The 22,387-nt window shown below is 67.6% G+C and carries 17 protein-coding genes and 1 tRNA gene; 1 reads left to right on the top strand and 17 read right to left on the bottom strand.

Annotation, left to right across the window (positions count from 1 at the left end; all coding sequences use genetic code 11):
• Nucleotides 1-6: 6 nt before the first annotated feature.
• The 17 genes from rplV to BMX97_RS19320 form a co-directional block, all read right to left on the bottom strand.
• Nucleotides 7-390 (bottom strand): 50S ribosomal protein L22, encoded by a 384-nt coding sequence (gene rplV / locus BMX97_RS19400; protein WP_048425818.1) that lies wholly within the window; start codon nucleotides 388-390, stop codon nucleotides 7-9.
• A 1-nt stretch (nucleotide 391) separates the two neighbouring features.
• Nucleotides 392-670 carry a 30S ribosomal protein S19 gene (rpsS, locus tag BMX97_RS19395; protein WP_048425817.1) on the bottom strand — a complete coding sequence of 93 codons (279 nt, stop codon included), beginning with the start codon at nucleotides 668-670 and terminating at the stop codon, nucleotides 392-394.
• Nucleotides 671-682: 12 nt separating this feature from the next.
• Nucleotides 683-1,519, bottom strand: a complete 837-nt coding sequence (gene rplB, locus BMX97_RS19390) for a 50S ribosomal protein L2 (protein WP_060849025.1) — start codon at nucleotides 1,517-1,519, stop codon at nucleotides 683-685.
• 25 nt (nucleotides 1,520-1,544) lie between these two features.
• Nucleotides 1,545-1,841 carry a 50S ribosomal protein L23 gene (locus BMX97_RS19385; protein WP_048425815.1) on the bottom strand — a complete coding sequence of 99 codons (297 nt, stop codon included), beginning with the start codon at nucleotides 1,839-1,841 and terminating at the stop codon, nucleotides 1,545-1,547.
• Nucleotides 1,838-2,458: a 50S ribosomal protein L4 gene (rplD, locus tag BMX97_RS19380; protein ID WP_060849026.1), complete on the bottom strand. Its 621-nt coding sequence runs from the start codon at nucleotides 2,456-2,458 to the stop codon at nucleotides 1,838-1,840. The genes BMX97_RS19385 and rplD overlap by 4 nt, the downstream gene beginning before the upstream one ends.
• Nucleotides 2,458-3,198, bottom strand: coding sequence for a 50S ribosomal protein L3 (gene rplC / locus BMX97_RS19375; protein ID WP_060849027.1), 741 nt, complete (start codon nucleotides 3,196-3,198; stop codon nucleotides 2,458-2,460). Before rplC ends, rplD begins: the two co-directional genes overlap by 1 nt.
• A gap of 51 nt (nucleotides 3,199-3,249) precedes the next feature.
• Nucleotides 3,250-3,558, bottom strand: a complete 309-nt coding sequence (gene rpsJ / locus BMX97_RS19370) for a 30S ribosomal protein S10 (protein WP_048465591.1) — start codon at nucleotides 3,556-3,558, stop codon at nucleotides 3,250-3,252.
• An 80-nt stretch (nucleotides 3,559-3,638) separates the two neighbouring features.
• The gene (gene tuf, locus BMX97_RS19365; protein WP_060845678.1) at nucleotides 3,639-4,829 is read right to left on the bottom strand and encodes an elongation factor Tu; all 1,191 of its coding nucleotides are present in this window, start codon (nucleotides 4,827-4,829) and stop codon (nucleotides 3,639-3,641) included.
• A gap of 119 nt (nucleotides 4,830-4,948) precedes the next feature.
• Nucleotides 4,949-7,024, bottom strand: a complete 2,076-nt coding sequence (fusA, locus tag BMX97_RS19360) for an elongation factor G (RefSeq protein WP_091752947.1) — start codon at nucleotides 7,022-7,024, stop codon at nucleotides 4,949-4,951.
• A 57-nt stretch (nucleotides 7,025-7,081) separates the two neighbouring features.
• A complete protein-coding gene (gene rpsG, locus BMX97_RS19355) occupies nucleotides 7,082-7,552 on the bottom strand; it encodes a 30S ribosomal protein S7 (RefSeq protein ID WP_060849029.1) in 471 nt (156 codons plus the stop codon).
• Nucleotides 7,553-7,684: 132 nt separating this feature from the next.
• Nucleotides 7,685-8,056, bottom strand: a complete 372-nt coding sequence (rpsL, locus tag BMX97_RS19350) for a 30S ribosomal protein S12 (RefSeq protein WP_048429408.1) — start codon at nucleotides 8,054-8,056, stop codon at nucleotides 7,685-7,687.
• A 433-nt stretch (nucleotides 8,057-8,489) separates the two neighbouring features.
• Nucleotides 8,490-12,695 carry a DNA-directed RNA polymerase subunit beta' gene (gene rpoC / locus BMX97_RS19345; RefSeq protein WP_091752946.1) on the bottom strand — a complete coding sequence of 1,402 codons (4,206 nt, stop codon included), beginning with the start codon at nucleotides 12,693-12,695 and terminating at the stop codon, nucleotides 8,490-8,492.
• A gap of 150 nt (nucleotides 12,696-12,845) precedes the next feature.
• Nucleotides 12,846-16,970, bottom strand: a complete 4,125-nt coding sequence (rpoB, locus tag BMX97_RS19340) for a DNA-directed RNA polymerase subunit beta (protein ID WP_091752945.1) — start codon at nucleotides 16,968-16,970, stop codon at nucleotides 12,846-12,848.
• A 354-nt stretch (nucleotides 16,971-17,324) separates the two neighbouring features.
• Nucleotides 17,325-17,702 carry a 50S ribosomal protein L7/L12 gene (gene rplL, locus BMX97_RS19335; protein ID WP_060849032.1) on the bottom strand — a complete coding sequence of 126 codons (378 nt, stop codon included), beginning with the start codon at nucleotides 17,700-17,702 and terminating at the stop codon, nucleotides 17,325-17,327.
• Nucleotides 17,703-17,753: 51 nt separating this feature from the next.
• A complete protein-coding gene (rplJ, locus tag BMX97_RS19330) occupies nucleotides 17,754-18,287 on the bottom strand; it encodes a 50S ribosomal protein L10 (RefSeq protein ID WP_091752944.1) in 534 nt (177 codons plus the stop codon).
• Nucleotides 18,288-18,810: 523 nt separating this feature from the next.
• Nucleotides 18,811-20,163 carry an esterase-like activity of phytase family protein gene (locus tag BMX97_RS19325; protein ID WP_244538527.1) on the bottom strand — a complete coding sequence of 451 codons (1,353 nt, stop codon included), beginning with the start codon at nucleotides 20,161-20,163 and terminating at the stop codon, nucleotides 18,811-18,813.
• A 149-nt stretch (nucleotides 20,164-20,312) separates the two neighbouring features.
• Complete coding sequence (locus tag BMX97_RS19320; protein ID WP_091752942.1) at nucleotides 20,313-22,001, bottom strand: histidine kinase famiy protein; 1,689 nt, start codon at nucleotides 21,999-22,001, stop codon at nucleotides 20,313-20,315.
• A 246-nt stretch (nucleotides 22,002-22,247) separates the two neighbouring features.
• Between BMX97_RS19320 and BMX97_RS19315 the strand changes: the two genes are divergently transcribed.
• Nucleotides 22,248-22,324, top strand: a tRNA-Pro gene (locus BMX97_RS19315).
• Nucleotides 22,325-22,387: the final 63 nt, after the last annotated feature.

Raw genomic sequence — 22,387 nt, 5'->3', positions numbered from 1 at the left:
TCCTCCTCAGGCAACTTCGGCCGGAACTTCGCGCACCACGATGGTGAGGTTCGCGAACGGCTTCAGGATGCGGGCGCCACGGCCGCGGGCGCGGGCGTGGAAGCGCTTGAGAACCAGCGCCTTGCCGACATAGGCCTCCTTCACGACGAGATCGTCCACGTCCAGGTCGTGGTTGTTCTCGGCGTTGGCGATGGCGCTCTCGAGGCACTTGCGGACGTCGACCGCGATCCGCTTGCGCGAGAACTGCAGGTCGGCGAGCGCGTGCGAGACCTTCTTGCCGCGGATGAGCTGAGCCACGAGGTTCAGCTTCTGCGGGCTGACGCGCAGCATGCGCGCCACGGCCTTGGCCTCGTTCTCGGGGAGCGCGCGGGGTGCTGCTGCCTTGCCCATCTTAGCGCCTCTTCGCCTTCTTGTCGGCCGCGTGACCGTGGAAGGTACGGGTCGGCGAGAACTCGCCGAACTTGTGACCGACCATTTCCTCGGAAACGTAGACCGGGATGTGCTTCTGCCCGTTGTAGACCCCGAAGGTCAGGCCAACGAAATGCGGAAGGATCGTGGAGCGACGGCTCCAGATCTTGATCACCTCGTTGCGGCTCGCGCCGCGCGCGGCGTCCGCCTTCTTGAGGAGGTAGCCGTCGATGAACGGCCCCTTCCAGATTGAACGTGCCATGGGACGACGCCCCTACTTCTTGCGGTTGTGGCGGCTCGACACGATGAACGTGTCGGTGCGCTTGTTCGAGCGGGTCTTCTTGCCCTTGGTGGGGACACCCCACGGCGTGACCGGATGACGACCGCCCGACGTGCGACCCTCGCCGCCGCCGTGCGGGTGGTCGACCGGGTTCATCGCGACGCCGCGGTTGTGCGGGCGCTTGCCGAGCCAGCGGTTCCGACCGGCCTTGCCGAGCGAGATGTTCATGTGGTCGGGGTTCGAGACCGCGCCCACCGTGGCGTAGCACTGGCCGTGCACCAAGCGCTGCTCGCCCGAGTTCAGGCGCAGCGTGACGTAGCCCTGGTCGCGGCCGACGATCTGGGCGTAGTTGCCCGCGGACCGGGCGATCGCCCCGCCCTTGCCGATCTTCAGCTCGACGTTGTGCACGATCGTGCCGACCGGCATGCTGCCGAGCGGCATGGCGTTGCCGGGCTTGATGTCGACCTGGTCGCCCGAGACGACCTTGTCGCCGGCCTTCACGCGCTGCGGAGCCAGGATGTAGCTCTGCGCGCCGCCCTCGTAGCTGACGAGGGCGATGAACGCCGTGCGGTTGGGATCGTACTCGATCCGCTCGACCGTGCCGACCTTGCCGGCGTGCTCACGCCGCTTGAAGTCGATGAGGCGCAGCGTCCGCTTGTGGCCACCGCCGCGGAAGCGGACGGTGATGCGGCCGAGGTTGTTGCGGCCGCCGGTGGACGACTTGCCCACCGTCAGCGCCTTGACCGGCTTGCCCTTGTAGAGCTCCGAACGGTCCACGATCACGAGCTGGCGAAGGCTCGGCGTGACCGGCTTGAATGTCTTCAAAGCCATTGGCTTGTTTCCTTACGCCGTTCCCTCAGAGCCCGGTCGTGACGTCGATCGTCTGGCCCTCTTCGAGGGTGACGATCGCCTTCTTCACGTCCGAACGCTGACCGCGCTGACCGCGGAACATCTTGGCCTTGCCCTTGGTGACGAGCGTGTTGACGCTCTTCACCTTGACCTCGAACAGCTTCTCGACCGCTTCCTTGATCTGCGGCTTCGTGGCCTTCGGGGCCACCCGGAACACAACCTTGTTGAGCTCCGAGAGGTTCGTCGCCTTCTCGGTGATGACCGGGGAGACGATCACGTCGTAGTGGCGCGGATCAGCGCTCATTTGAATCGCGCCTCCAGCGCATCGACGGCGGCGCGGGTCAGCACGAGCTTCTCGCGGCGCAGGATGTCGTAGACGTTGATGCCCTGCACCGGCAGGACGTCGATCTGCGGCAGGTTGCGGGCCGCACGGGCGAAGTTCTGGTCGAGCTCGGCGCCACCGATGATCAGGGCGTTCGAGAGAGCCAGCTTGCCGAAGCGCTCCTTGAGCGCCTTGGTCTTGCCCTCATCGAGGCGGGCGTCGTCCATGACGATCAGCTCGGCGCTCTTGACCTTGGCCGAGAGCGCGTGGCGCAGCGCCAGCGCCCGGACCTTCTTGGGCAGGTCGTGGGCGTGCGAGCGGGTGACCGGGCCGTGAGCCCGGGCGCCGCCGCGGAACTGCGGAGCGGAGGCCGCGCCGTGACGGGCGTTGCCGGTGCCCTTCTGCTTGTACAGCTTCTTCGTCGTACGGGCGATCTCGCCGCGCTGCTTGGTCTGGTGGGTACCAGCCTGGCGCTTGGCGAGCTGCCAGCGGACGCAGCGCTGCAGCAGGTCGGCACGGGGCTCGAGGCCGAAGATGGCCTCGTCGAGCTCGACCGAGCCGGCCTCGGCGCCGTCGAGCGTGGTGATCTCGAACTTCATCACGCGTTCTCCTCGGTGGCCGGAGCCGCGGGAGCCTCGACCTGGCTGTCCGCCGGAGCAGAGGTCTGCTCGCGGAACTTGCCCGGCATCGGCACGTCGGCCGGCAGCTTGCGCTTCACGGCGTCACGGACGAAGATCCAGCCGCCGTCGACGCCCGGGACCGAGCCCTCGACCAGGATGAGGCCGCGCTCGACATCGGTGCGCACGACGCGCAGGTTCTGGGTCGTGACCCGCTCGACACCGAGATGACCCGGCATCTTCTTGTTCTTGAAGGTCTTGCCCGGATCCTGACGGCCACCGGTCGAACCGATCGAGCGGTGCGAGATCGACACGCCGTGGGTGGCGCGCAGACCGCCGAAGTTCCAGCGCTTCATGCCGCCGGCGAAGCCCTTACCGGTGGTCGTGCCCGTCACGTCGACGAACTGACCCTCCAGGAAGTGGTCCGCGGTGATCTCGGCGCCGACCGGGATGATCGCATCCTCGGTGACGCGGAACTCGGCCAGCTTGCGCTTAGGCTCGACCTTCGCGACGGCGAAGTGGCCGCGCTGGGCCTTGGACACGTTCTTGACCTTGGCCTTGCCGACGCCCACCTGGAGCGCGACGTAGCCGTTCTTCTCGACCGTGCGGTGGGCCACCACCTGGCACTGATCGACCTTGAGCACCGTGACCGGAACATGCTCGCCGGCGTCCGTGAAGACGCGGGTCATGCCGACCTTCTGTGCAATGACTCCTGAGCGCATGGTTCTCCCCCGCGCGGCCTAGTGAAGCTCTAAGCGATCCCTCGGGATCGCCTAGAGCTTGATCTCCACGTCGACGCCAGCGGCGAGGTCGAGCTTCATCAGCGCGTCCACGGTCTGGGGCGTCGGATCGACGATGTCGAGCACGCGCTTGTGGGTGCGCATCTCGAACTGCTCACGCGACTTCTTGTCGATGTGGGGCGAGCGGTTGACGGTGAAGCGCTCGATCCGGGTCGGCAGCGGGATGGGCCCGCGCACGGTGGCACCGGTCCGCTTCGCCGTCGAGACGATCTCGCGGGTCGACGAATCCAGGATGCGATGATCGAACGCCTTCAGGCGAATACGGATGTTCTGGCCGTTCATGTGATGTCTACCTCGCGACGGGATGGGGCGGGCACGAGGCCCGCCCCGTCACCTGTCCGCTCGTGGAAGCGCCTGGACGCTTACTCGGTGATGGAGGCGACGACGCCGGCGCCGACGGTACGGCCGCCCTCGCGGATGGCGAAGCGGAGCTTCTCCTCCATGGCGATCGGCACGATCAGCGTGACGTCCATGGTCACGTTGTCGCCCGGCATCACCATCTCGGTGCCCTCGGGGAGCTGGCACACGCCGGTCACGTCGGTCGTCCGGAAGTAGAACTGCGGACGGTAGTTGGTGAAGAACGGCGTGTGGCGGCCGCCCTCCTCCTTCGTCAGGATGTACGCCTCGGCCTTGAACCGGGTGTGCGGCTTCACCGAACCCGGCTTGCATACGACCTGGCCGCGCTCGACGTCCTCGCGCTTGGTGCCGCGCAGCAGCACGCCGACGTTGTCGCCCGCCTGGCCCTGGTCCAGCAGCTTGCGGAACATCTCGACGCCGGTCACCGTCGTCGTCGTGGTCGGGCGGATGCCGACGATCTCGACCGACTCGCCGACCTTGACGATCCCGCGCTCGACGCGGCCCGTCACCACCGTGCCGCGGCCCGAGATCGAGAACACGTCCTCGATCGGCATCAGGAACGGCAGGTCGATCGGACGCTCCGGCTGCGGGATGTAGGCGTCGACCGTCTTCATCAGCTCGAGCACCGCCTCGTGGCCGATCTTCGGCTCACGGTTCTCGAGCGCGCACAGTGCCGAGCCCTTGGTGATCGGGATGTCGTCGCCCGGGAAGTCGTACTTCGAGAGCAGCTCGCGCACCTCGAGCTCGACGAGCTCGAGCAGCTCCGGATCGTCGACCATGTCGACCTTGTTCATGAACACCACCAGCGCCGGCACGCCGACCTGGCGGGCGAGCAGGATGTGCTCGCGGGTCTGCGGCATCGGGCCGTCGGCCGCCGACACGACCAGGATCGCGCCGTCCATCTGGGCGGCGCCCGTGATCATGTTCTTCACGTAGTCGGCGTGTCCGGGGCAGTCGACGTGCGCGTAGTGGCGGTTGGGGGTCTCGTACTCGACGTGGGCGGTCGAGATCGTGATGCCGCGCGCCTTCTCCTCCGGCGCCTTGTCGATCTGGTCGTAGGCGGTGAAGGTCGCGCCGCCGGACTCGGCCAGCACCTTGGTGATCGCCGCGGTCAGCGAGGTCTTGCCATGGTCGACGTGACCGATGGTGCCGATGTTGCAGTGCGGCTTCGTCCGCGAAAACTTTTCCTTGGCCATCGCCAATACTCCGTCGATCGAATGCGTGCGTAAGTGTCTGGATCGGTGCCCACCCGGGCGGGCACCGGAAGCTGAGAGCCGGCCCGGTTCCGGGCCGTCTCATCAAGCGTCGTTTCGCCTTAGGCGTACTTGGCAACCACCTTCTCGGCCTCGCCGCGCGGGACCTCTTCGTAGTGGTCGAACTGCATCGTGAAGTTCGCGCGGCCCTGGGTGAAGGAACGCAGCTGGTTCACGTAGCCGAACATGTTGGCGAGCGGCACCATCGCGTTGATGACGTTCGCGTTGCCGCGCATGTCCTGGCCCTGGATCTGGCCGCGGCGGGAGTTCAGGTCGCCGATGACCGAACCGGTATAGTCCTCCGGGGTCACGACCTCGACCTTCATCACCGGCTCGAGCAGGACAGAGCCGCCCTTCTGCAGCGCCTCGCGGAGCGCGGCCCGCGACGCGATCTCGAAGGCCAGCGCCGAGGAGTCGACCTCGTGGTAGGCGCCGTCGACCAGCTCCACCTTGATGTCGACCACCGGGAAGCCCGCCAGGATACCGGCGGTCAGCACGCTGTTGAGGCCCTTCTCGACGCCCGGGATGTACTCCTTGGGCACCGAGCCACCGACGATCTTCGACTCGAACGCGTAGCCGGCGCCCGGCTCGTTCGGCTCGACCACGAACTTCACCCGCGCGAACTGGCCGGTACCACCGGTCTGCTTCTTGTGGGTGTAGTCGATCTCGGTGCGCTTGGTCAGCTTCTCCCGGTACGCGACCTGCGGCTGGCCGATATTGGCCTCGACCTTGTAGGTGCGCTTCAGGATGTCGACCTTGATGTCGAGGTGGAGCTCGCCCATCCCCTTCAGGATGGTCTGGCCCGACTCCTGGTCCGTGGAGACCCGGAAGGACGGATCCTCGGCGGCGAGCTTCGAGAGCGCGATGCCGAGCTTCTCCTGGTCCGCCTTGGACTTGGGCTCGACGGCGATCTCGATGACCGGCTCCGGGAACTCCATCTTCTCGAGGATCACGGCCTTGACCGGATCGCACAGCGTGTCGCCGGTGCGGGTGTCCTTGAGACCCGCGAGCGCCACGATGTCACCGGCGAACGCCTCCTTGATGTCCTCGCGGTTGTTCGCGTGCATCAGGAGCATGCGGCCGACCCGCTCTTTCTTGTCGCGGGTCGAGTTGATGACGTTCGCGCCCGAATCGACCTTGCCCGAGTACACGCGGCAGAAGGTGATCGTGCCGACGTGGGGATCGTCCATGATCTTGAAGGCGAGCATGGAGAAGGGATCGGAGTCGAGCGGACGCCGGATCGTCTCTTCCTCGGTCTTGTAGTCGATGCCCTTGATCTCGCCGCGGTCGGCGGGAGACGGCAGGTAGTCGACGACGCCGTCGAGCAGGGGCTGCACGCCCTTGTTCTTGAACGCCGAGCCGCACAGCACCGGATGGAAGGCGCGACGCTGCACCGCCGTGCGCACGAGCTTGCGCATGGTGTCCTCGTCCGGCTCGGTGCCGTCGAGGTAGGCCGCCATGGCGTCGTCGTCCATCTCGACGCAGGCCTCGACCAGCTTGGTGCGGTACTCCGCAGCCTGGTCGGCGAGGTCGGCCGGGATCTCCTCCTCGGAGTAGTTGGCGCCGAGCGCCTCACCCGACCACACGATCGCCTTCATCTTGATCAGGTCGATCACGCCCTTGAAGGAGCTCTCGGAACCGATCGGCAGCTGCAGGCAGACCGGCTTGCCGGCCACGCGGTCGATGATGTCGGCGACGCACTTGAAGAAGTCGGCGCCGATCTTGTCCATCTTGTTGACGAACACGATGCGCGGGACGTCGTACTTGTCGGCCTGGCGCCACACCGTCTCGGTCTGCGGCTCGACGCCCTGGTTGCCGTCGAGAACGCACACGGCGCCGTCGAGCACGCGGAGCGAACGCTCGACCTCGATGGTGAAGTCGACGTGGCCGGGGGTGTCGATGATGTTCAGGCGCTTGTCGCGCCAGAAGCAGGTGGTCGCAGCCGAGGTGATCGTGATGCCACGCTCCTGCTCCTGCTCCATCCAGTCCATGGTGGCGGCGCCCTCATGGACCTCGCCGATCTTATGGGACTTGCCGGTGTAGTAGAGGATCCGCTCGGTCGTCGTGGTCTTGCCGGCATCGATGTGGGCCATGATGCCGAAGTTGCGGTAGTCCTCGATCGCGTGCGTGCGGGGCATCGGGGGGCTCCTGAAGGTAGGGGCCGCCGCACCAGACGGGCGGCGGCGAAGCGGCTTTTACCAGCGGTAGTGCGAGAACGCGCGGTTGGCCTCGGCCATCCGGTGGGTGTCCTCACGCTTCTTCACGGCGTTGCCGCGGTTGTTGGCGGCGTCGAGCAGCTCGGCCGACAGGCGCTCGACCATGGTGCGGTCGTTGCGCGAGCGGGCGGCCTGGATCAGCCAGCGGATCGCCAGGGCCTGGCGGCGCTCGGTGCGGACCTCGACCGGGACCTGGTAGGTCGCGCCGCCGACGCGGCGGGAGCGGACCTCGATCGCCGGAGCGACGTTCTCGAGAGCGGCGCGGAACACCTCGATCGGGTTCGCCTTGGCGCGGGCCTCGATGATGTCGAACGCGCCGTACACGATGGTCTCGGCGACCGACTTCTTGCCCTCGTACATCACCGAGTTCATGAACTTGGTGAGGACGATGTCGCCGTACTTGGCGTCGGGAATGATCTCGCGCTTCTCGGCGCTGTGGCGGCGGGACATCGCTCGCTCCGTCTTGACGTCTAAAAATCAACTGTTGTGCCCCGCGCAGGCCGCCTGAGCATGTTGCCGGCGACATCCTTGCAGGACAGGCGATAGAGTACCGGTCCGTATCTCGACTGACGTCGGACAGGCTTACTTCGGACGCTTGGCGCCGTACTTCGAGCGACGCTGCTTGCGGTTCTTGACGCCCTGGGTGTCGAGCACGCCGCGCAGGATGTGGTAGCGCACGCCCGGAAGGTCCTTCACGCGGCCGCCGCGGATCATCACCACGGAGTGCTCCTGAAGGTTGTGGCCCTCGCCCGGGATGTAGCCGATGACCTCGAAGCCGTTGGTCAGGCGGACCTTGGCGACCTTACGCAGCGCCGAGTTCGGCTTCTTCGGGGTCGTGGTGTAGACGCGGGTGCAGACGCCACGCTTCTGCGGGCAGGCATCGAGAGCCGGCACCTTGTTGCGGGCCTTCTGCGCCTTCCGCGGATTGGCGATCAGCTGGTTGATCGTCGGCATGCCATTCCTCTCGCAACGCGTCGCCGTCCTGGCGACCGTCGTTTCTCAAATCTCGTCTGAACGACCGTCGCTCCGGAATGGAGCGCAACGCAAATCGCGCCCCAGGCTGAAACCAGCCTTTGGCGCGCCATGCGAGCAGAGGACCACCGGAGGACAAGCCCCAGCGATCATGCCGGTCTGACACGTGTCAGTCGCTTGAAGTTCGGTCGCGTTTAGGAGACTTGGATCGAGGCACGAGGGGCACGTCGATCAGCTGTCGCCTACGGCCAGCCGTTCAGTAGGAGGGCCTATTACGGGCTGGTGGCCGGGGCGTCAAGCGGAAACTTTCCTTTAAAGCTTGGCTGCTTACGCGAAAAGGCCGGCGCCCCTCGCGGGGCGCCGGCCTCTGTTTCGACCGTGCGGCGGGCACGGTGCCCGCCGGGAGGCCCCTGCCCTACTCGGCCGCCGGGAGGCGCTCGGCGACCGCCGCGCCGCTCTCCGCCGACTTCTGGGCCATGATCAGGCCGTCGCGGCGACGCGCGATCGACTTGATGTCGGCGATCATCGCGCCGGTGCCCGCCGGGATCAGCGAGCCGACGATGACGTTCTCCTTCAGGCCCTCGAGGTTGTCGACCTTGCCGTTGACCGCCGCCTCGGTGAGGACGCGGGTGGTCTCCTGGAACGAGGCCGCCGAGATGAACGAGCGGGTCTGCAGCGACGCCTTGGTGATGCCGAGCAGGACCGGGACGCCCTGGATCGGCTTCTTGCCCTCGGCGAGCAGCTTCTCGTTGAACTCGGCCAGCTCCATCCGGTCGATCTGGTCGCCCGTCAGGATCTCGGAGTCGCCGCCGTCGGTGATCTCCACCTTCTGCAGCATCTGCCGGACGATGACCTCGATGTGCTTGTCGTTGATCGACACGCCCTGGAGCCGGTAGACCTCCTGGATCTCGTTGACGAGGTAGGCCGCGAGCTCCTCCACGCCCTTGATCGCCAGGATGTCGTGCGGCGCCGGGTTGCCGTCGACGATGAAGTCGCCGAGCTCGACCACGTCGCCGTCCTGCAGGTGGATGTGCTTGCCCTTCGGGATCAGGTACTCCACCGGCTCGGAGCCGTCGTGCGGGGTCAGGCTCAGGCGGCGCTTGTTCTTGTAGTCGCGCCCGAACGAGATCGTGCCGGACTTCTCGGCGATGATCGCCGCGTCCTTCGGCCGGCGCGCCTCGAACAGCTCCGCCACCCGCGGCAGACCGCCGGTGATGTCGCGGGTCTTGGCGCTGTCGGTCGAGACGCGGGCGAGGATGTCGCCGGCCTTGACCCGGGTGCCCGGGTCGACGCCGATGATCGCCTCGACCGGCAGGATCGAGCGGGCATCCGAGCCGCGCGGCAGCTTCTGCACCCGGCCGTTCTGGTCGTGGACCGCGATCGCCGGACGCAGGTCCGCCGTCCGCGCCGAGCCGCGCCAGTCGATGACGACGCGCTTGGCGATGCCGGTCGACTCGTCGGTCGTCTCGGTGATCGACTGGCCGTCGATCAGGTCCTCGTAGGCCACGATGCCGTCGATCTCGGTCAGGATCGGCCGGGTGTAGGGATCCCACTCGGCGATGCGCTGGCCGCGCTTGATCGCGTCGCCCTCGTCGACCCGGACGCGGGCGCCGTATTGCAGGCGGTGGACCGCCCGCTCGGTCCCATCCGGCCCGACGATCACCACCGCGACGTTGCGGCCGATCGCGACGAGATCGCCGTCCGAGTTGCGGGCAAGACCCCGGTTGCGGATCCGGACCGTGCCCTCGAAGCTCGACTCGATGAAGGACGAGTCGGCGATCTGGGCCGCGCCGCCGATGTGGAAGGTGCGCATCGTGAGCTGGGTGCCCGGCTCGCCGATCGACTGCGCCGCGATGACGCCGACGGCCTCGCCCATGTTGACGGGCGTGCCGCGGGCGAGGTCGCGCCCGTAGCAGGTGGCGCAGACGCCGTTCCGGGTCGCGCAGACCAGAACCGAGCGGATCTTCACCTCCTGGATGCCGGCCTTGGTGATCGGCTCGAGGTGCTTCTCCTCGATCGTCTCACCCTTGGCGACGATGATCGAGCCGTCGTTGGCGACCAGGTCCTCGGCCGTCGCGCGGCCGAGGATGCGGGTCGCCAGCGAGGCCACGACCTGGCCGGCGTCGATGATCGCGCGCATCCGGATGCCGTTCTCGGTGCCGCAATCCACCTCGCGGATCACCGCATCCTGCGCCACGTCGACGAGGCGGCGGGTCAGGTAGCCGGAGTTGGCGGTCTTGAGCGCGGTATCGGCGAGGCCCTTGCGGGCGCCGTGGGTCGAGTTGAAGTACTCGAGAACGTCGAGGCCTTCCTTGAAGTTCGAGATGATCGGGGTCTCGATGATCTCGCCCGAGGGCTTGGCCATCAGGCCGCGCATCGCCGCGAGCTGCTTCATCTGCGCCGGCGAGCCGCGGGCGCCCGAGTGGCTCATCATGTAGATCGAGTTGACCTGCTTGTCGGCGCCGTGCTCGTCCTTCTGCACGGACGAGATGCGATTCATCATCTCGCCGGCGAGACGGTCGGAGCACTTGGCCCAGGCGTCCACGACCTTGTTGTACTTCTCGCCCTGGGTGATCAGGCCGTCCTGGTACTGCTGCTCGTAATCCTTCACGAGCGTGCGGGTCTCGTCGACGATCGACCACTTGTTGTCCGGCACCACCATGTCGTCCTTGCCGAACGAGATGCCGGCGCGGAAGGCGTGGATGAAGCCGAGACCCATGATGCGGTCGCAGAAGATCACCGACTCCTTCTGACCGCAATGGCGGTAGACGGTGTCGATCATCGCCGAGATCTCCTTCTTCGTCATCAGCTTGTTGACGACGTCGAAGGGAACGCGCTTGTGGCGCGGCAGCACGCTCGACAGGATCACGCGGCCCGGGGTGGTGTCGTAGATCCGCGAGACCTCGTTGCCCTCGGAATCCAGGCCCTTCCAGCGCCACTTGATCTTGGTGTGCAGGGTCACGGTGCGGGCCGCGAGCGCGTGCTCGAGCTCGCCGAAATCGCCGAACACGCCCCGCATCGGGTTCTTGGGATCGTTCGGCTTGTGCTCACCCGGCGAGCCGTCGGCGACGATCGACAGGTAGTACAGGCCGAGCACGATGTCCTGCGACGGCACGATGATCGGCGCGCCGTTCGCGGGATGCAGGATGTTGTTCGTCGACATCATGAGGACGCGCGCTTCCAGCTGCGCCTCGAGCGACAGCGGGACGTGCACGGCCATCTGGTCGCCGTCGAAGTCGGCGTTGAACGCGGCGCAGACCAGCGGGTGCAGCTGGATCGCCTTGCCCTCGATCAGCTTCGGCTCGAAGGCCTGGATGCCGAGCCGGTGGAGCGTCGGCGCCCGGTTCAGCATCACGGGATGCTCGCGGATCACCTCGTCCAGGATGTCCCAGACCTCCGGCTTCTCCTTCTCGACGAGCTTCTTAGCTTGCTTCACCGTCGCCGAGAAGCCCTTGGCGTCCAGGCGCGCGTAGATGAACGGCTTGAACAGCTCGAGCGCCATCTTCTTGGGCAGCCCGCACTGGTGCAGCTTCAGCTCCGGGCCGACCACGATGACCGAGCGGCCGGAATAGTCCACGCGCTTGCCGAGCAGGTTCTGGCGGAACCGGCCCTGCTTGCCCTTCAGCATGTCGGCGAGCGACTTCAGCGGGCGCTTGTTGGCGCCGGTGATGACGCGGCCGCGACGGCCGTTGTCGAACAGCGCGTCGACCGCCTCCTGCAGCATCCGCTTCTCGTTGCGGATGATGATGTCCGGCGCGCGCAGCTCGATCAGCCGCTTCAGGCGGTTGTTGCGGTTGATGACGCGGCGGTAGAGGTCGTTGAGGTCCGAGGTCGCGAAGCGGCCGCCGTCGAGGGGCACGAGCGGGCGCAGGTCCGGCGGGATCACCGGGACGACCGTCAGGATCATCCACTCGGGCCGGTTGCCCGACATCTGGAACGCCTCGATGATCTTGAGGCGCTTCAGGAGCTTCTTGGGCTTCAGCTCCGAGGTGGTGGTGGCGATCTCCTCGCGCAGGTCGGCCGCGATCTTGTCGAGGTCGAGCTCCTGTAGGATGCGCCGGATCGCCTCCGCGCCGATCATGGCGGTGAAGCTGTCCTCGCCGTACTCCTCCTGCGCGCGCAGGTACTCCTCCTCCGAGAGGAGCTGACGCTCCTTCAGGGGGGTGAGGCCCGGCTCGATGGTGACGTAGGACTCGAAGTACAGGATGCGCTCGAGGTCCTTGAGCGCCATGTCGAGCAGCAGGCCGATGCGGCTCGGCAGCGACTTCAGGAACCAGATGTGGGCGACGGGCGCGGCGAGCTCGATATGGCCCATGCGATCGCGGCGCACGCGCGCGAGGGTGACCTCGACGCCGCACTTCTCGCAGATCACGCCCTTGTACTTCATGCGCTTGTACTTGCCGCACAAGCACTCGTAGTCCTTGATCGGCCCGAAGATCCGGGCGCAGAATAAGCCGTCACGCTCCGGCTTGAACGTGCGATAGTTGATGGTCTCGGGCTTCTTGATCTCGCCGTAGGACCAGGACAGGATCTTCTCAGGCGACGAGATCGAGATCTTGATCTGGTCGAAGCTCTGAGGCTGAGCCTGCTGGTTGAAAAGATTCATGACCTCTTGGTTCATGATCTGCTCCTTGGCTGACGGGGCGCCGCGAAGGGCCGGGCGAAGAGCCTGGGAATTCGGGCCGCCGTCTGAGGGAAACGGGCTTCGGCGGCCGGGGCCCTCGTGAAGAGGACCCCGCCGCCGTCTTTAGTCGGTCGTATCGGGGCAGGCCTACTCGGCCGCCTCCGGGGGTGCCTCGAGCTGGTCGTTCGCCGCGCGCTTGGAGGACAGCAGCTCGACGTTGAGGCCGAGCGACCGCATCTCCTTCACCAACACGTTGAAGCTCTCGGGGATGCCCGCCTCGAAGGTGTCGTCGCCGCGCACGATGGCCTCGTAGACCTTGGTGCGGCCGGCGACGTCGTCGGACTTCACCGTCAGCATCTCCTGCAGCGTGTAGGCGGCGCCGTAGGCCTCGAGGGCCCACACCTCCATCTCGCCGAAGCGCTGGCCGCCGAACTGCGCCTTGCCGCCCAGCGGCTGCTGGGTGACGAGCGAGTACGGGCCGATCGAGCGCGCGTGGATCTTGTCGTCCACCAGGTGGTGCAGCTTCAGCATGTAGATGTAGCCGACCGTGACCTTGCGGTCGAAGGGCTCGCCGGTGCGCCCGTCGTAGAGCGTCGACTGGCCCGACCGGTCGAGGCCGGCCATCTCCAGCATCGTCTCGATGTCGGCTTCCTTGGCGCCGTTGAACACCGGGGTGGCCATCGGGACGCCGCGGCGCAGGTTGTTGCCGACCTCGGCGAGGTCTTGGTCGGTCAGGCCGGCCAGTTCCGATTCGCTGTAGATCGCCTTCATCCGCTCGCGCAGGGGCTCGATGTCGTGGGTGCGCAGGTACGCGTCCACGGCCTGCGAGACCTGCCGGCCGAGGCCCGCGGCGGCCCAGCCCAGATGCGTCTCGAGGATCTGACCGACGTTCATCCGGCTCGGCACGCCGAGCGGGTTGAGCACGATGTCGGCGTGGGTGCCGTCCTCCAGGAACGGCATGTCCTCGATCGGCACTATGCGCGAGACGACGCCCTTGTTGCCGTGCCGGCCCGCCATCTTGTCGCCGGGCTGGATCTTGCGCTTCACCGCCACGAAGACCTTGACCATCTTCATGACGCCGGGGGGCAGCTCGTCGCCGCGCTGCAGCTTCTCGACCTTGTCGAGGAAGCGCTGCTCGAGGCGCTTCTTCGACTCGTCGTACTGCTTCTGCATCGCCTCCATCTCGGTCATGAGACGGTCTTCGACGACGGCGAACTGCCACCACTGCGAGCGGGGGTACTCGGTCAGGAGCTCGCGGGTGAGCGTGGTCTCCTTCTTGAAGCCCTTCGGCCCCGCCACCGGCGACTGGCCGACCAGCAGGTCGCCGAGACGCGCGTAGGTGTTGCGGTCGAGGATCGCCTGCTCGTCGTCGCGGTCCTTGGCGAGACGCTCGATCTCCTCGCGCTCGATGGCCTGGGCGCGCTCGTCCTTGTCGACGCCGTGGCGGTTGAACACCCGGACCTCGACGATCGTGCCGGTGACGCCCGGCGGCACCCGCAGCGAGGTGTCGCGCACGTCCGAGGCCTTCTCGCCGAAGATGGCGCGCAGAAGCTTCTCCTCCGGCGTCATCGGGCTCTCGCCCTTCGGGGTGATCTTGCCGACCAGGATGTCGCCCGCGTGGACCTCGGCGCCGATATAGACGATGCCGGCCTCGTCGAGGTTCTTGAGCGCCTCCTCCGAGACGTTCGGGATGTCGCGGGTGATCTCCTCCGGACCCAGCTTGGTGTCGCGGGCCATCACCTCGAACTCCTCGATGTGGATCGAGGTGAACACGTCATCCTTCACGATCCGCTCGGAGAGCAGGATCGAGTCCTCGAAGTTGTAGCCGTTCCACGGCATGAACGCGACGAGCACGTTCCGGCCGAGCGCCAGCTCGCCGAACTCGGTCGAGGGACCGTCGGCGATGATGTCGCCCTTCTTCACCACGTCGCCGACGCGCACGAGCGGCTTCTGGGTGATGCAGGTCGACTGGTTGGAGCGCTGGAACTTCTGCAGCCGGTAGATGTCGACGCCGGGCTTCGAGGCGTCGGCCTCGTCGGTGGCGCGGATGACGATACGGGTCGCGTCGACCTGGTCGATGATGCCCGCGCGCCGGGCGCCGATGGCGGCGCCCGAATCGCGCGCCACCACCGCTTCCATGCCGGTGCCGACGAAGGGCGCGTCGGCGCGAACCAGCGGCACCGCCTGGCGCTGCATGTTCGAGCCCATCAGCGCGCGGTTGGCGTCGTCGTTCTCGAGGAACGGGATCAGCGCCGCGGCGACCGACACGAGCTGCTTCGGCGACACGTCCATCAGGTCGACCCGCTCGGGGCCGACGACGATGACCTCGCCCGCCCGGCGGCAGACCACGAGGTCCTCCGTGAGCTTGCGGTTCTCGTCCATCACCGCGTTCGCCTGGGCGACGTGGTACTTGGCCTCCTCCATGGCGGACAGGTAGGCGACCTCGTCGGTGACCACGCCGTCGCGCACGCGGCGGAACGGGGTCTCGATGAAGCCGTACTTGTTCACCCGGGCGAAGGTCGCGAGCGAGTTGATGAGGCCGATGTTCGGGCCTTCCGGCGTCTCGATCGGGCAGATGCGGCCGTAATGGGTCGGGTGCACGTCGCGCACCTCGAAACCGGCGCGCTCGCGGGTCAGACCGCCCGGGCCGAGCGCCGACAGGCGGCGCTTGTGCGTCACCTCGGAGAGCGGGTTGGTCTGGTCCATGAACTGCGACAGCTGCGACGAGCCGAAGAACTCGCGCACCGCGGCCGCCGCGGGCTTCGCATTGATCAGGTCCTGCGGCATCACGGTGTCGATGTCGACCGACGACATCCGCTCCTTGATGGCGCGCTCCATGCGCAGGAGGCCCAGGCGGTACTGGTTCTCCATGAGCTCGCCGACCGAGCGCACCCGGCGGTTGCCGAGGTGGTCGATGTCGTCGATCTCGCCCTTGCCGTCGCGCAGGTCGACCAGCGCCTTGACGACCGCCAGCATGTCCTCGCGCCGCAGCGTCCGCACGGTGTCGGCCGCGTCGAGGTCGAGGCGCATGTTCATCTTCACGCGGCCGACGGCCGAGAGGTCGTAGCGCTCCGCGTCGAAGAACAGCGAGTGGAACATCGCCTCGGCGGTGTCGAGGGTCGGCGGCTCGCCCGGGCGCATCACCCGGTAGATGTCGAACAGCGCGCCCTCGCGGGCCGAGTTCTTGTCGACCGCGAGCGTGTTGCGGATGTAGGGACCGATGTTGACGTGGTCGATGTCGAGGACCGGGATCTCCTCGATGCCGACGTCGGTCAGGCCCTTGAGGACCTTCTCGCTAATCTCGTCGCCGGCCTCGGCGTAGATCTCGCCGGTCTTGTAGTTGACCATGTCCTCGGCGATGTACTGGCCGATCAGGTCCTCGTCGGTGGCGCGCAGCGCCTTCACGCCCTTCTCGGCGATCTGGCGGGCGGCGCGGGCGGTCAGCTTCTTGCCGGCCTCGAGCACCACCTCGCCCGACTCGGCGTCGATGAGGTCGGTGGTGGCCTTGAAGCCCTTCAGCCGCTCGGCGTCGTAGGGCACGCGCCAGTCGTGGCCGTCGCGCACATAGGCGACGCGGTTGTAGAAGGTCGAGAGGATCTCCTCGCCGTCGAGGCCGAGCGCGAAGAGCAGCGAGGTGACCGGGATCTTGCGCTTGCGGTCGATGCGCGCGTGCACGATGTCCTTGGCGTCGAACTCGACGTCGAGCCAGGAGCCGCGATACGGGATGATGCGCGCCGCGAACAGGAGCTTGCCCGAGGAGTGGGTCTTGCCCTTGTCGTGGTCGAAGAACACGCCCGGCGAGCGGTGCATCTGCGAGACGATGACGCGCTCGGTGCCGTTGACGATGAAGGTGCCGTTCTCCGTCATCAGGGGCATGTCGCCCATGTAGACGTCCTGCTCCTTGATGTCCTTGACCGACTTGGCGCCGGTATCGGGATCGACATCGAACACGATCAGCCGCAGCGTCACCTTGAGCGGCGCGGCGAAGGTGATGCCGCGCTGGCGGCACTCGTCGACGTCGTACTTCGGCTGCTCGAACGTGTACTTCACGAACTCGAGGAGCGCGGTCGAGGAGAAGTCGGAGATCGGGAAGACGGACTTGAAGACCGATTGCAGGCCCTCGTCGGCGCGCCCGCCCTCGGGCTCGTCCACCATAAGGAACTGGTCGTATGACGCCTTCTGGACCTCGATGAGGTTCGGCATCTCGGCGACTTCCCGAATCTTGCCGAAGAACTTGCGAATGCGCTTGCGACCGACCAGCGTGTTGGCCATGGGTTGACCTCGCTCCTCATCCACCGCTTATACGGCCCCGGTGGGACGCCGGCCGAATCGGACCCGCATCAGACCTGCCGTGACCGCGCGGGCCGCCCGTGATCGGCCGCCCGCATCCCTTGAAACCTATATGGTGATCCGGGCCCCGGATCCCGAGGGGGTGCGCCAAGTGTCCCTCATGAAACTCCCGACCACCGTCGTCGCTCGCTTGTGGCCACGTCGGCGCAGCGGGAGTTTCATGAGAAGCACTTGAAGCGACCATAGCCCGCGAGCGCGAGGCCCGCGGGCTGGTGGCCCCGGACCGGCCGAGGCCGGATCCGGAGCGCGGGGCGGGCCGGAAGGCCCGCCACCGTCTTACTTGAGCTCGACCTTGGCGCCGGCCTTCTCGAGCTGGGCCTTGAGCTTGGCGGCGTCGTCCTTGGACACGCCCTCCTTGACCGGCTTCGGAGCGCCCTCGACCAGGTCCTTGGCCTCCTTGAGGCCGAGACCGGTGATCGCGCGGACCTCCTTGATGACCTCGATCTTCTTGTCGCCGGCCGAGGCCAGGACAACGGTGAACTCGGTCTGCTCCTCGACGGGGGCGGCAGCGGCGCCACCGGCCGGGCCAGCGGCGACGGCGACGGCGGCAGCCGCCGAGACGCCCCACTTCTCCTCGAGCATCTTCGCGAGCTCGGCAGCCTCGAGAACGGTCAGCGAGGACAGGTCGTCGACGAGCTTGGCAAGATCAGCCATTTTTCACTTCCTGATGTTGTCGGTTTGAACGGTTTCGACTCGAACAGCCCGTCAGGCCGCTTCGTCGGCCTGGGCGTCGCCGGTCTTGGCATAGGCCCCGAACACGCGCGCGAGCTTGGCGGCCGGCGCGTTGACGACCTGGGCGATCTTCGTCGCGGGAGCCTGGACAAGGCCCACGAGCTTGGCGCGCAGCTCATCGAGGGACGGCAGCGAGGCCAGGGCCTTCACGCCGTCCGGGTTCAGGGCGGTCGTCCCCATGGCTCCACCGAGGATCACCAACTTGTCGTTGGCCTTGGCGAAGTCCACCGCCACCTTGGCGGCCGCGACCGGATCGCTCGAATAGGCGAGCAGGGTCGGGCCCTTCAGGAGGGGCTGGATGGAGGCGACGTCCGTGCCTTCGAGAGCGATGTTGGCGAGGCGGTTCTTCGCGACCTTCACGGTGGCGCCGGCCTGCTTCATCTGCGAGCGCAGCTTCTGCATGTCGGCGACCGTGAGGCCCTTGTAGTGGGCCACGACGACGACGGAGGTGTTGGTGAACACCCCGTTGAGCGTCGAGACGAGATCAGCTTTTGCTGCTCTGTCCACCTTGGCTCTCTCCGGTTGGCGGAACCCGGATGGGCCCCGCCGGTTGCAGTTGCCGCCCAGGATGAGCCGGGGCCTTGCGAGAAGACCGCGACGTCCTGAACGACGCTTTCACGGCCCTGCCCCCGATACGAAGAACCTCGCGGCCCCGCGCCTCGGGTGAGATTGGTTCAAACCGACGCCCCGCCGGCCCGGATGGGCTGTGGGGCGGTGAAATTCGGTCTTCCCCGTCTGTGCAGGCGGCTATTAAGCCGGCGAACCGGCGCCTGCAGTCTCGGACAGGACATGGCCGGACGGGGCGCGAGGGGTTTCCCCCCTGAGCCCTTCCGGCCACTTCGGCCACCCGGTCGCCCGGGAGCCTCTCTCAAGGACGGGCCGGTCGGCCCAATCCTTTCGAACTTGGAAACGTGGAGCCGGGTCTATAGCGGCGTGCAATCCGCCTGCCAAGACCCCGGGACGGGAAAATCCGGCCCGCCCGGGAGGAAATTCGGTCGCAGGGGAGTTCCCCGGCTCCGGGTCCTCGTTCCTACCTCGCCTTCAGGAAGTCGCCCACCTCCAGCAGCACGAACTCGTTGTCGTCGACCTGGTGCGGGTCGCGGCTCGCCGAGAACGGCAGATTGTTGTCGTTGCCGACGACGATGTGGGTGTCGTTGACCCGGTCGACGTTCTCGATGGTCCAGAACGGGAAGGCGAGCGCCCCGTCGGTCAGGGGCTTGCGCGCCTTCTTGCCCGGGTCGGCGATGCGCATCAGGTCGATCGACCCGATCTTGCGCACCGGTCCGCCCTGGTTGGCGTCGGTCATCTCGATCTTGAACACGCGCTTGAACCGGGCCGGGACCGAGAAGCAGTCCGGCCCCTTCTGGCCGGCCGGGCAGGCCTTGTCGGCGGTGCCCTCGCCGTCGTCGCGCTCGATCACGAGGCCGGTCGTGGCGTCGATCAGGTTGAAGTCCCCGATGGCGTGGCCGTTCGCGTCCAGCGGGTAGAGCCAGGAGCGGCCGGTCCAGGCCCGGGCCTTGGTGTCGAATTCGAGGATGCGCAGCACCTCCTTGCCGTCGCGGGTCTCGAACGCCTTGGCGTCGGCGTCCCAGAGCGGGCCCTCCAGCAGCGCGTAGAGCCGGCTCCCGTCCGGCGAGGCCGCCATGCCCTCGAAGCCCTTGGAGCGGCGGGCGTTGAACGCGACCGTGCCGCCCGGCATCGCCGGGGTGGTGACCGCCGGGTTGTCGGGGGAACGCACCGGCTTGCCCGAGGCCGTGGTCTCGACCACCGCCTGCACCTTGCCGCTGCGGTCGACCTCGATCAGGAACGGGCCGAACTCGTCGCCGATCCAGATCCGGTCGCCGACGAACTGGACGCTCTCGGGGTCGAAGTCGCTGCCGGTGAGGTAGCGGCTCTCGGTCGCCTCGTTGGCGATGCGGAACGGCACCTTCCGGTCGGGATCGCGCAGGTAGATCGTCTCGACGCGCTCGACGCCGCCCTTGTCGAAGTCGATCCGGTAGCGGTTGAGGTACAGCATCGCGTCGGGCGAGTTCGCCTTGGTACCGAAGCCGTTATCGGTCAGTACCCAGTAGGTGCCGTCCGGCATGTGCTTGATGCCGGAATGGCCCTGGAGCGGCTGGCCGCGCAGGGGCAGCTTCATGCTGGTCGTCCGCCCCATCGACTGCGCCTCGACCGTGCCGACCGCCTCGACCCGGCGCCCGGTGGTGAACTTGCCCGGCGTCGCGAGGTCCCGGGGCGCGTCCGCCGGCAGCGGTGCGACGCCATCGGCCGGCAGCACCGCGTGGCCGGCGAGCGTCGCCGGGAAGGTCGGGACGGCTTGAGCCTGCGCGGGCTGCGCCTGACCCTGCGGGGTCTGCGCCAGGGCGGCGGTGGCGACCGACATCAGCAGCGTGAGAGCGAGAACGGAACGGCGCGGCATGAAAAAATCCTCGGGCGGCTTTTAAGCGCGCCCGTTCCTTGCGGATCTCCCATGTCAGGCAGGTGACGACAGGCAGTGACGACAGGCGGCGCCTGTGCGATCCGGGCGCAGCCTCAGCCGTGATGCGGCTCGCCCGGGGCCGGCATCCGCCTCGCGCCGCGGTCGAGGGCGGAGCGGATGCGGTCGGCGAGCTCGGCCTTGCGGTAGGGCTTGCCGAGCACGTCCATGGTCGGGGTCGCGGGCCCCTGCGCCACCAGGTCCTCGTTGTAGCCGGTGGTGAGCAGCACCGGCAGGTCCGGCCGCAGGCGCCCGGCCCGCTCGGCCAGGACCAGGCCGTTGACGCTGCCCGGCATCACGATGTCCGAGAACAGGAGGTCGATGCGCGCCTCGCGCCCCAGGATCTCGAGTGCCTCCTCGCCGTCGCGGGCGGTGAGCACGCCGTAGCCGAGGCTCTCCAGGTATTCGCGGGCGAGCGACCGCACGTCGTCGCTGTCCTCGACCACCAGCACGGTCTCGTCGCCGCGCCGCAGCACCGCCTTCGGTTCGGCGGGCTCCTCCTCGGTCGAGGCGCCGTGGCCGGCGGGAAACAGCATCGTGATGGTGGTGCCGCCCTCGGCCTCGGCGGACCGCGGCCGGGTCTCGATCTCCAGCCGGCCGCGCGACTGCTGCACGAAGCCGTGCGCCATGGCGAGGCCGAGGCCGGTGCCCTTGCCCGGGCCCTTGGTCGAGAAGAACGGCTCGGTCGCCCGCTCGGCGACCCCGGGCGGCATCCCCTCCCCTTCGTCGCGGACCCGGAGCGCGACGTAGTCGCCGGGCGGCAGGGCGCGGGCCTTGCCGTTGCCGTTGAGGTGGACGGGCGCGGTCGAGATCGTCACCGTGCCGCCCGCCGGCATCGCGTCGCGGGCGTTGATGAGCACGTTGAGGAGCGCCATCTCGAGGTTGGTGCGGTCGAGGGTGACGGCGGGCAGCCGCGGCATCAGGTCGAGGCGCACCGAGACGTTGCGGCCGAGCGTGCTCTCCGCCACCTCGGCGAAGGCCAGCACCAGGGCGTTGAGGTTGAGCGGGCGCGGCTCGAGCCGCGCCTTGCGGGCGAAGGACAGGAGCTGCTTCGTCAGCTTCGCGCCGCGCTCCGCCGCGCCGGCCGCGTTGGCGAGCTGGCGTTGCGCCCGCTCGCTCGTGACAGAGCCCCGGGCCAGTTCGAGATTGCCGGTGACGACCTGCAGCAGGTTGTTGAAGTCGTGGGCGAGGCCGGCGGTGAGCTGGCCGATCGCCTCCATCTTCTGCGCCTGGCGATACGCCTGCTCCGAGACCCGGCGCCGGGTCACGTCGAGCTGCGAGGCGAAGAAGTAGACGATCTCCCCGGCCTCATCGAAGACCGGGCCGATGAAGATGCCGTTCCAGAACGGCGAGCCGTCGCGCTTGTAGTTGAGGATCTCCGTGGCGATCGCCCGGCGCTCGGCGACCGCCTGGCGCAGCTCGGCCACGGTCTCGCGGCTGGTCTCCGGCCCCTGCAGGAAGCGGCAGTTGCGGCCGATCAGTTCGGCTTGCGTGTAACCCGTGAGGTCCTGGAACGCCCGGTTGGCGAACGCGATCGGGTTGTCGGGCTGCCGGGGATCGGTCAGGATCATCGGCATCCGGGTCATCTCGATCGCGGCGAAGAACACGCTGCCGCGGTCGTCGAGACCGGGCTGGCGGATCGTCGCCGATTTCAGATGCGCCAGGGACGGCGCCTCGGCGGAGTGGCTCTCGCCCGGCTCCGCCATCCCGGCCTGCATCGGCCCGGCCCGATCGTCCTCGCTCACGCCATCCCGCCGGTATCGACCGTCCCTATGAGCCGCGACAATGGGGGGCGAGACCAGATCGTGCAAGGTTTTCCTGCCCGCGCCCGTTGCACCCTCCCCGCCTCGCTCCTCCCTCCGGCCGCCCGGGAGGGACCGCACCCCGGAACCCGAGCCGGCTTCAAGAAACTCGGCCGGGCCGCACGAACGGCCTTGCGGCCCCCGGAGGCCCTCGCTATAAGCCCCCTCGTCGGCCGGCGGCCGACCGTTCGGAGTGTAGCGCAGTCTGGTAGCGCACCACGTTCGGGACGTGGGGGTCGCAGGTTCAAATCCTGCCACTCCGACCAGCGCTCTCGCGAGCCTGAGTCTTCCCGAGACAACAGACATCTGAACAAGATGCTGTGACGATA

This window comes from Methylobacterium sp. ap11 (assembly GCF_900110515.1).
Taxonomy (GTDB): Bacteria; Pseudomonadota; Alphaproteobacteria; order Rhizobiales; family Beijerinckiaceae; genus Methylobacterium; species Methylobacterium ajmalii.
Note: the sequence above shows the minus strand (reverse complement) of the source record. Positions and strands in the feature narration are given on the sequence as shown.

What these genes read in the sequence shown, in the direction of transcription:
- rplV (WP_048425818.1), bottom strand. Translation starts at nt 390, where the DNA reads ATGGGCAAGGCAGCAGCACCCCGCGCGCTCCCCGAGAACGAGGCCAAG.
- rpsS (WP_048425817.1), bottom strand. Translation starts at nt 670, where the DNA reads ATGGCACGTTCAATCTGGAAGGGGCCGTTCATCGACGGCTACCTCCTC.
- rplB (WP_060849025.1), bottom strand. Translation starts at nt 1,519, where the DNA reads ATGGCTTTGAAGACATTCAAGCCGGTCACGCCGAGCCTTCGCCAGCTC.
- BMX97_RS19385 (WP_048425815.1), bottom strand. Translation starts at nt 1,841, where the DNA reads ATGAGCGCTGATCCGCGCCACTACGACGTGATCGTCTCCCCGGTCATC.
- rplD (WP_060849026.1), bottom strand. Translation starts at nt 2,458, where the DNA reads ATGAAGTTCGAGATCACCACGCTCGACGGCGCCGAGGCCGGCTCGGTC.
- rplC (WP_060849027.1), bottom strand. Translation starts at nt 3,198, where the DNA reads ATGCGCTCAGGAGTCATTGCACAGAAGGTCGGCATGACCCGCGTCTTC.
- rpsJ (WP_048465591.1), bottom strand. Translation starts at nt 3,558, where the DNA reads ATGAACGGCCAGAACATCCGTATTCGCCTGAAGGCGTTCGATCATCGC.
- tuf (WP_060845678.1), bottom strand. Translation starts at nt 4,829, where the DNA reads ATGGCCAAGGAAAAGTTTTCGCGGACGAAGCCGCACTGCAACATCGGC.
- fusA (WP_091752947.1), bottom strand. Translation starts at nt 7,024, where the DNA reads ATGCCCCGCACGCACGCGATCGAGGACTACCGCAACTTCGGCATCATG.
- rpsG (WP_060849029.1), bottom strand. Translation starts at nt 7,552, where the DNA reads ATGTCCCGCCGCCACAGCGCCGAGAAGCGCGAGATCATTCCCGACGCC.
- rpsL (WP_048429408.1), bottom strand. Translation starts at nt 8,056, where the DNA reads ATGCCGACGATCAACCAGCTGATCGCCAATCCGCGGAAGGCGCAGAAG.
- rpoC (WP_091752946.1), bottom strand. Translation starts at nt 12,695, where the DNA reads ATGAACCAAGAGGTCATGAATCTTTTCAACCAGCAGGCTCAGCCTCAG.
- rpoB (WP_091752945.1), bottom strand. Translation starts at nt 16,970, where the DNA reads ATGGCCAACACGCTGGTCGGTCGCAAGCGCATTCGCAAGTTCTTCGGC.
- rplL (WP_060849032.1), bottom strand. Translation starts at nt 17,702, where the DNA reads ATGGCTGATCTTGCCAAGCTCGTCGACGACCTGTCCTCGCTGACCGTT.
- BMX97_RS19325 (WP_244538527.1), bottom strand. Translation starts at nt 20,163, where the DNA reads ATGTCGGTCGCCACCGCCGCCCTGGCGCAGACCCCGCAGGGTCAGGCG.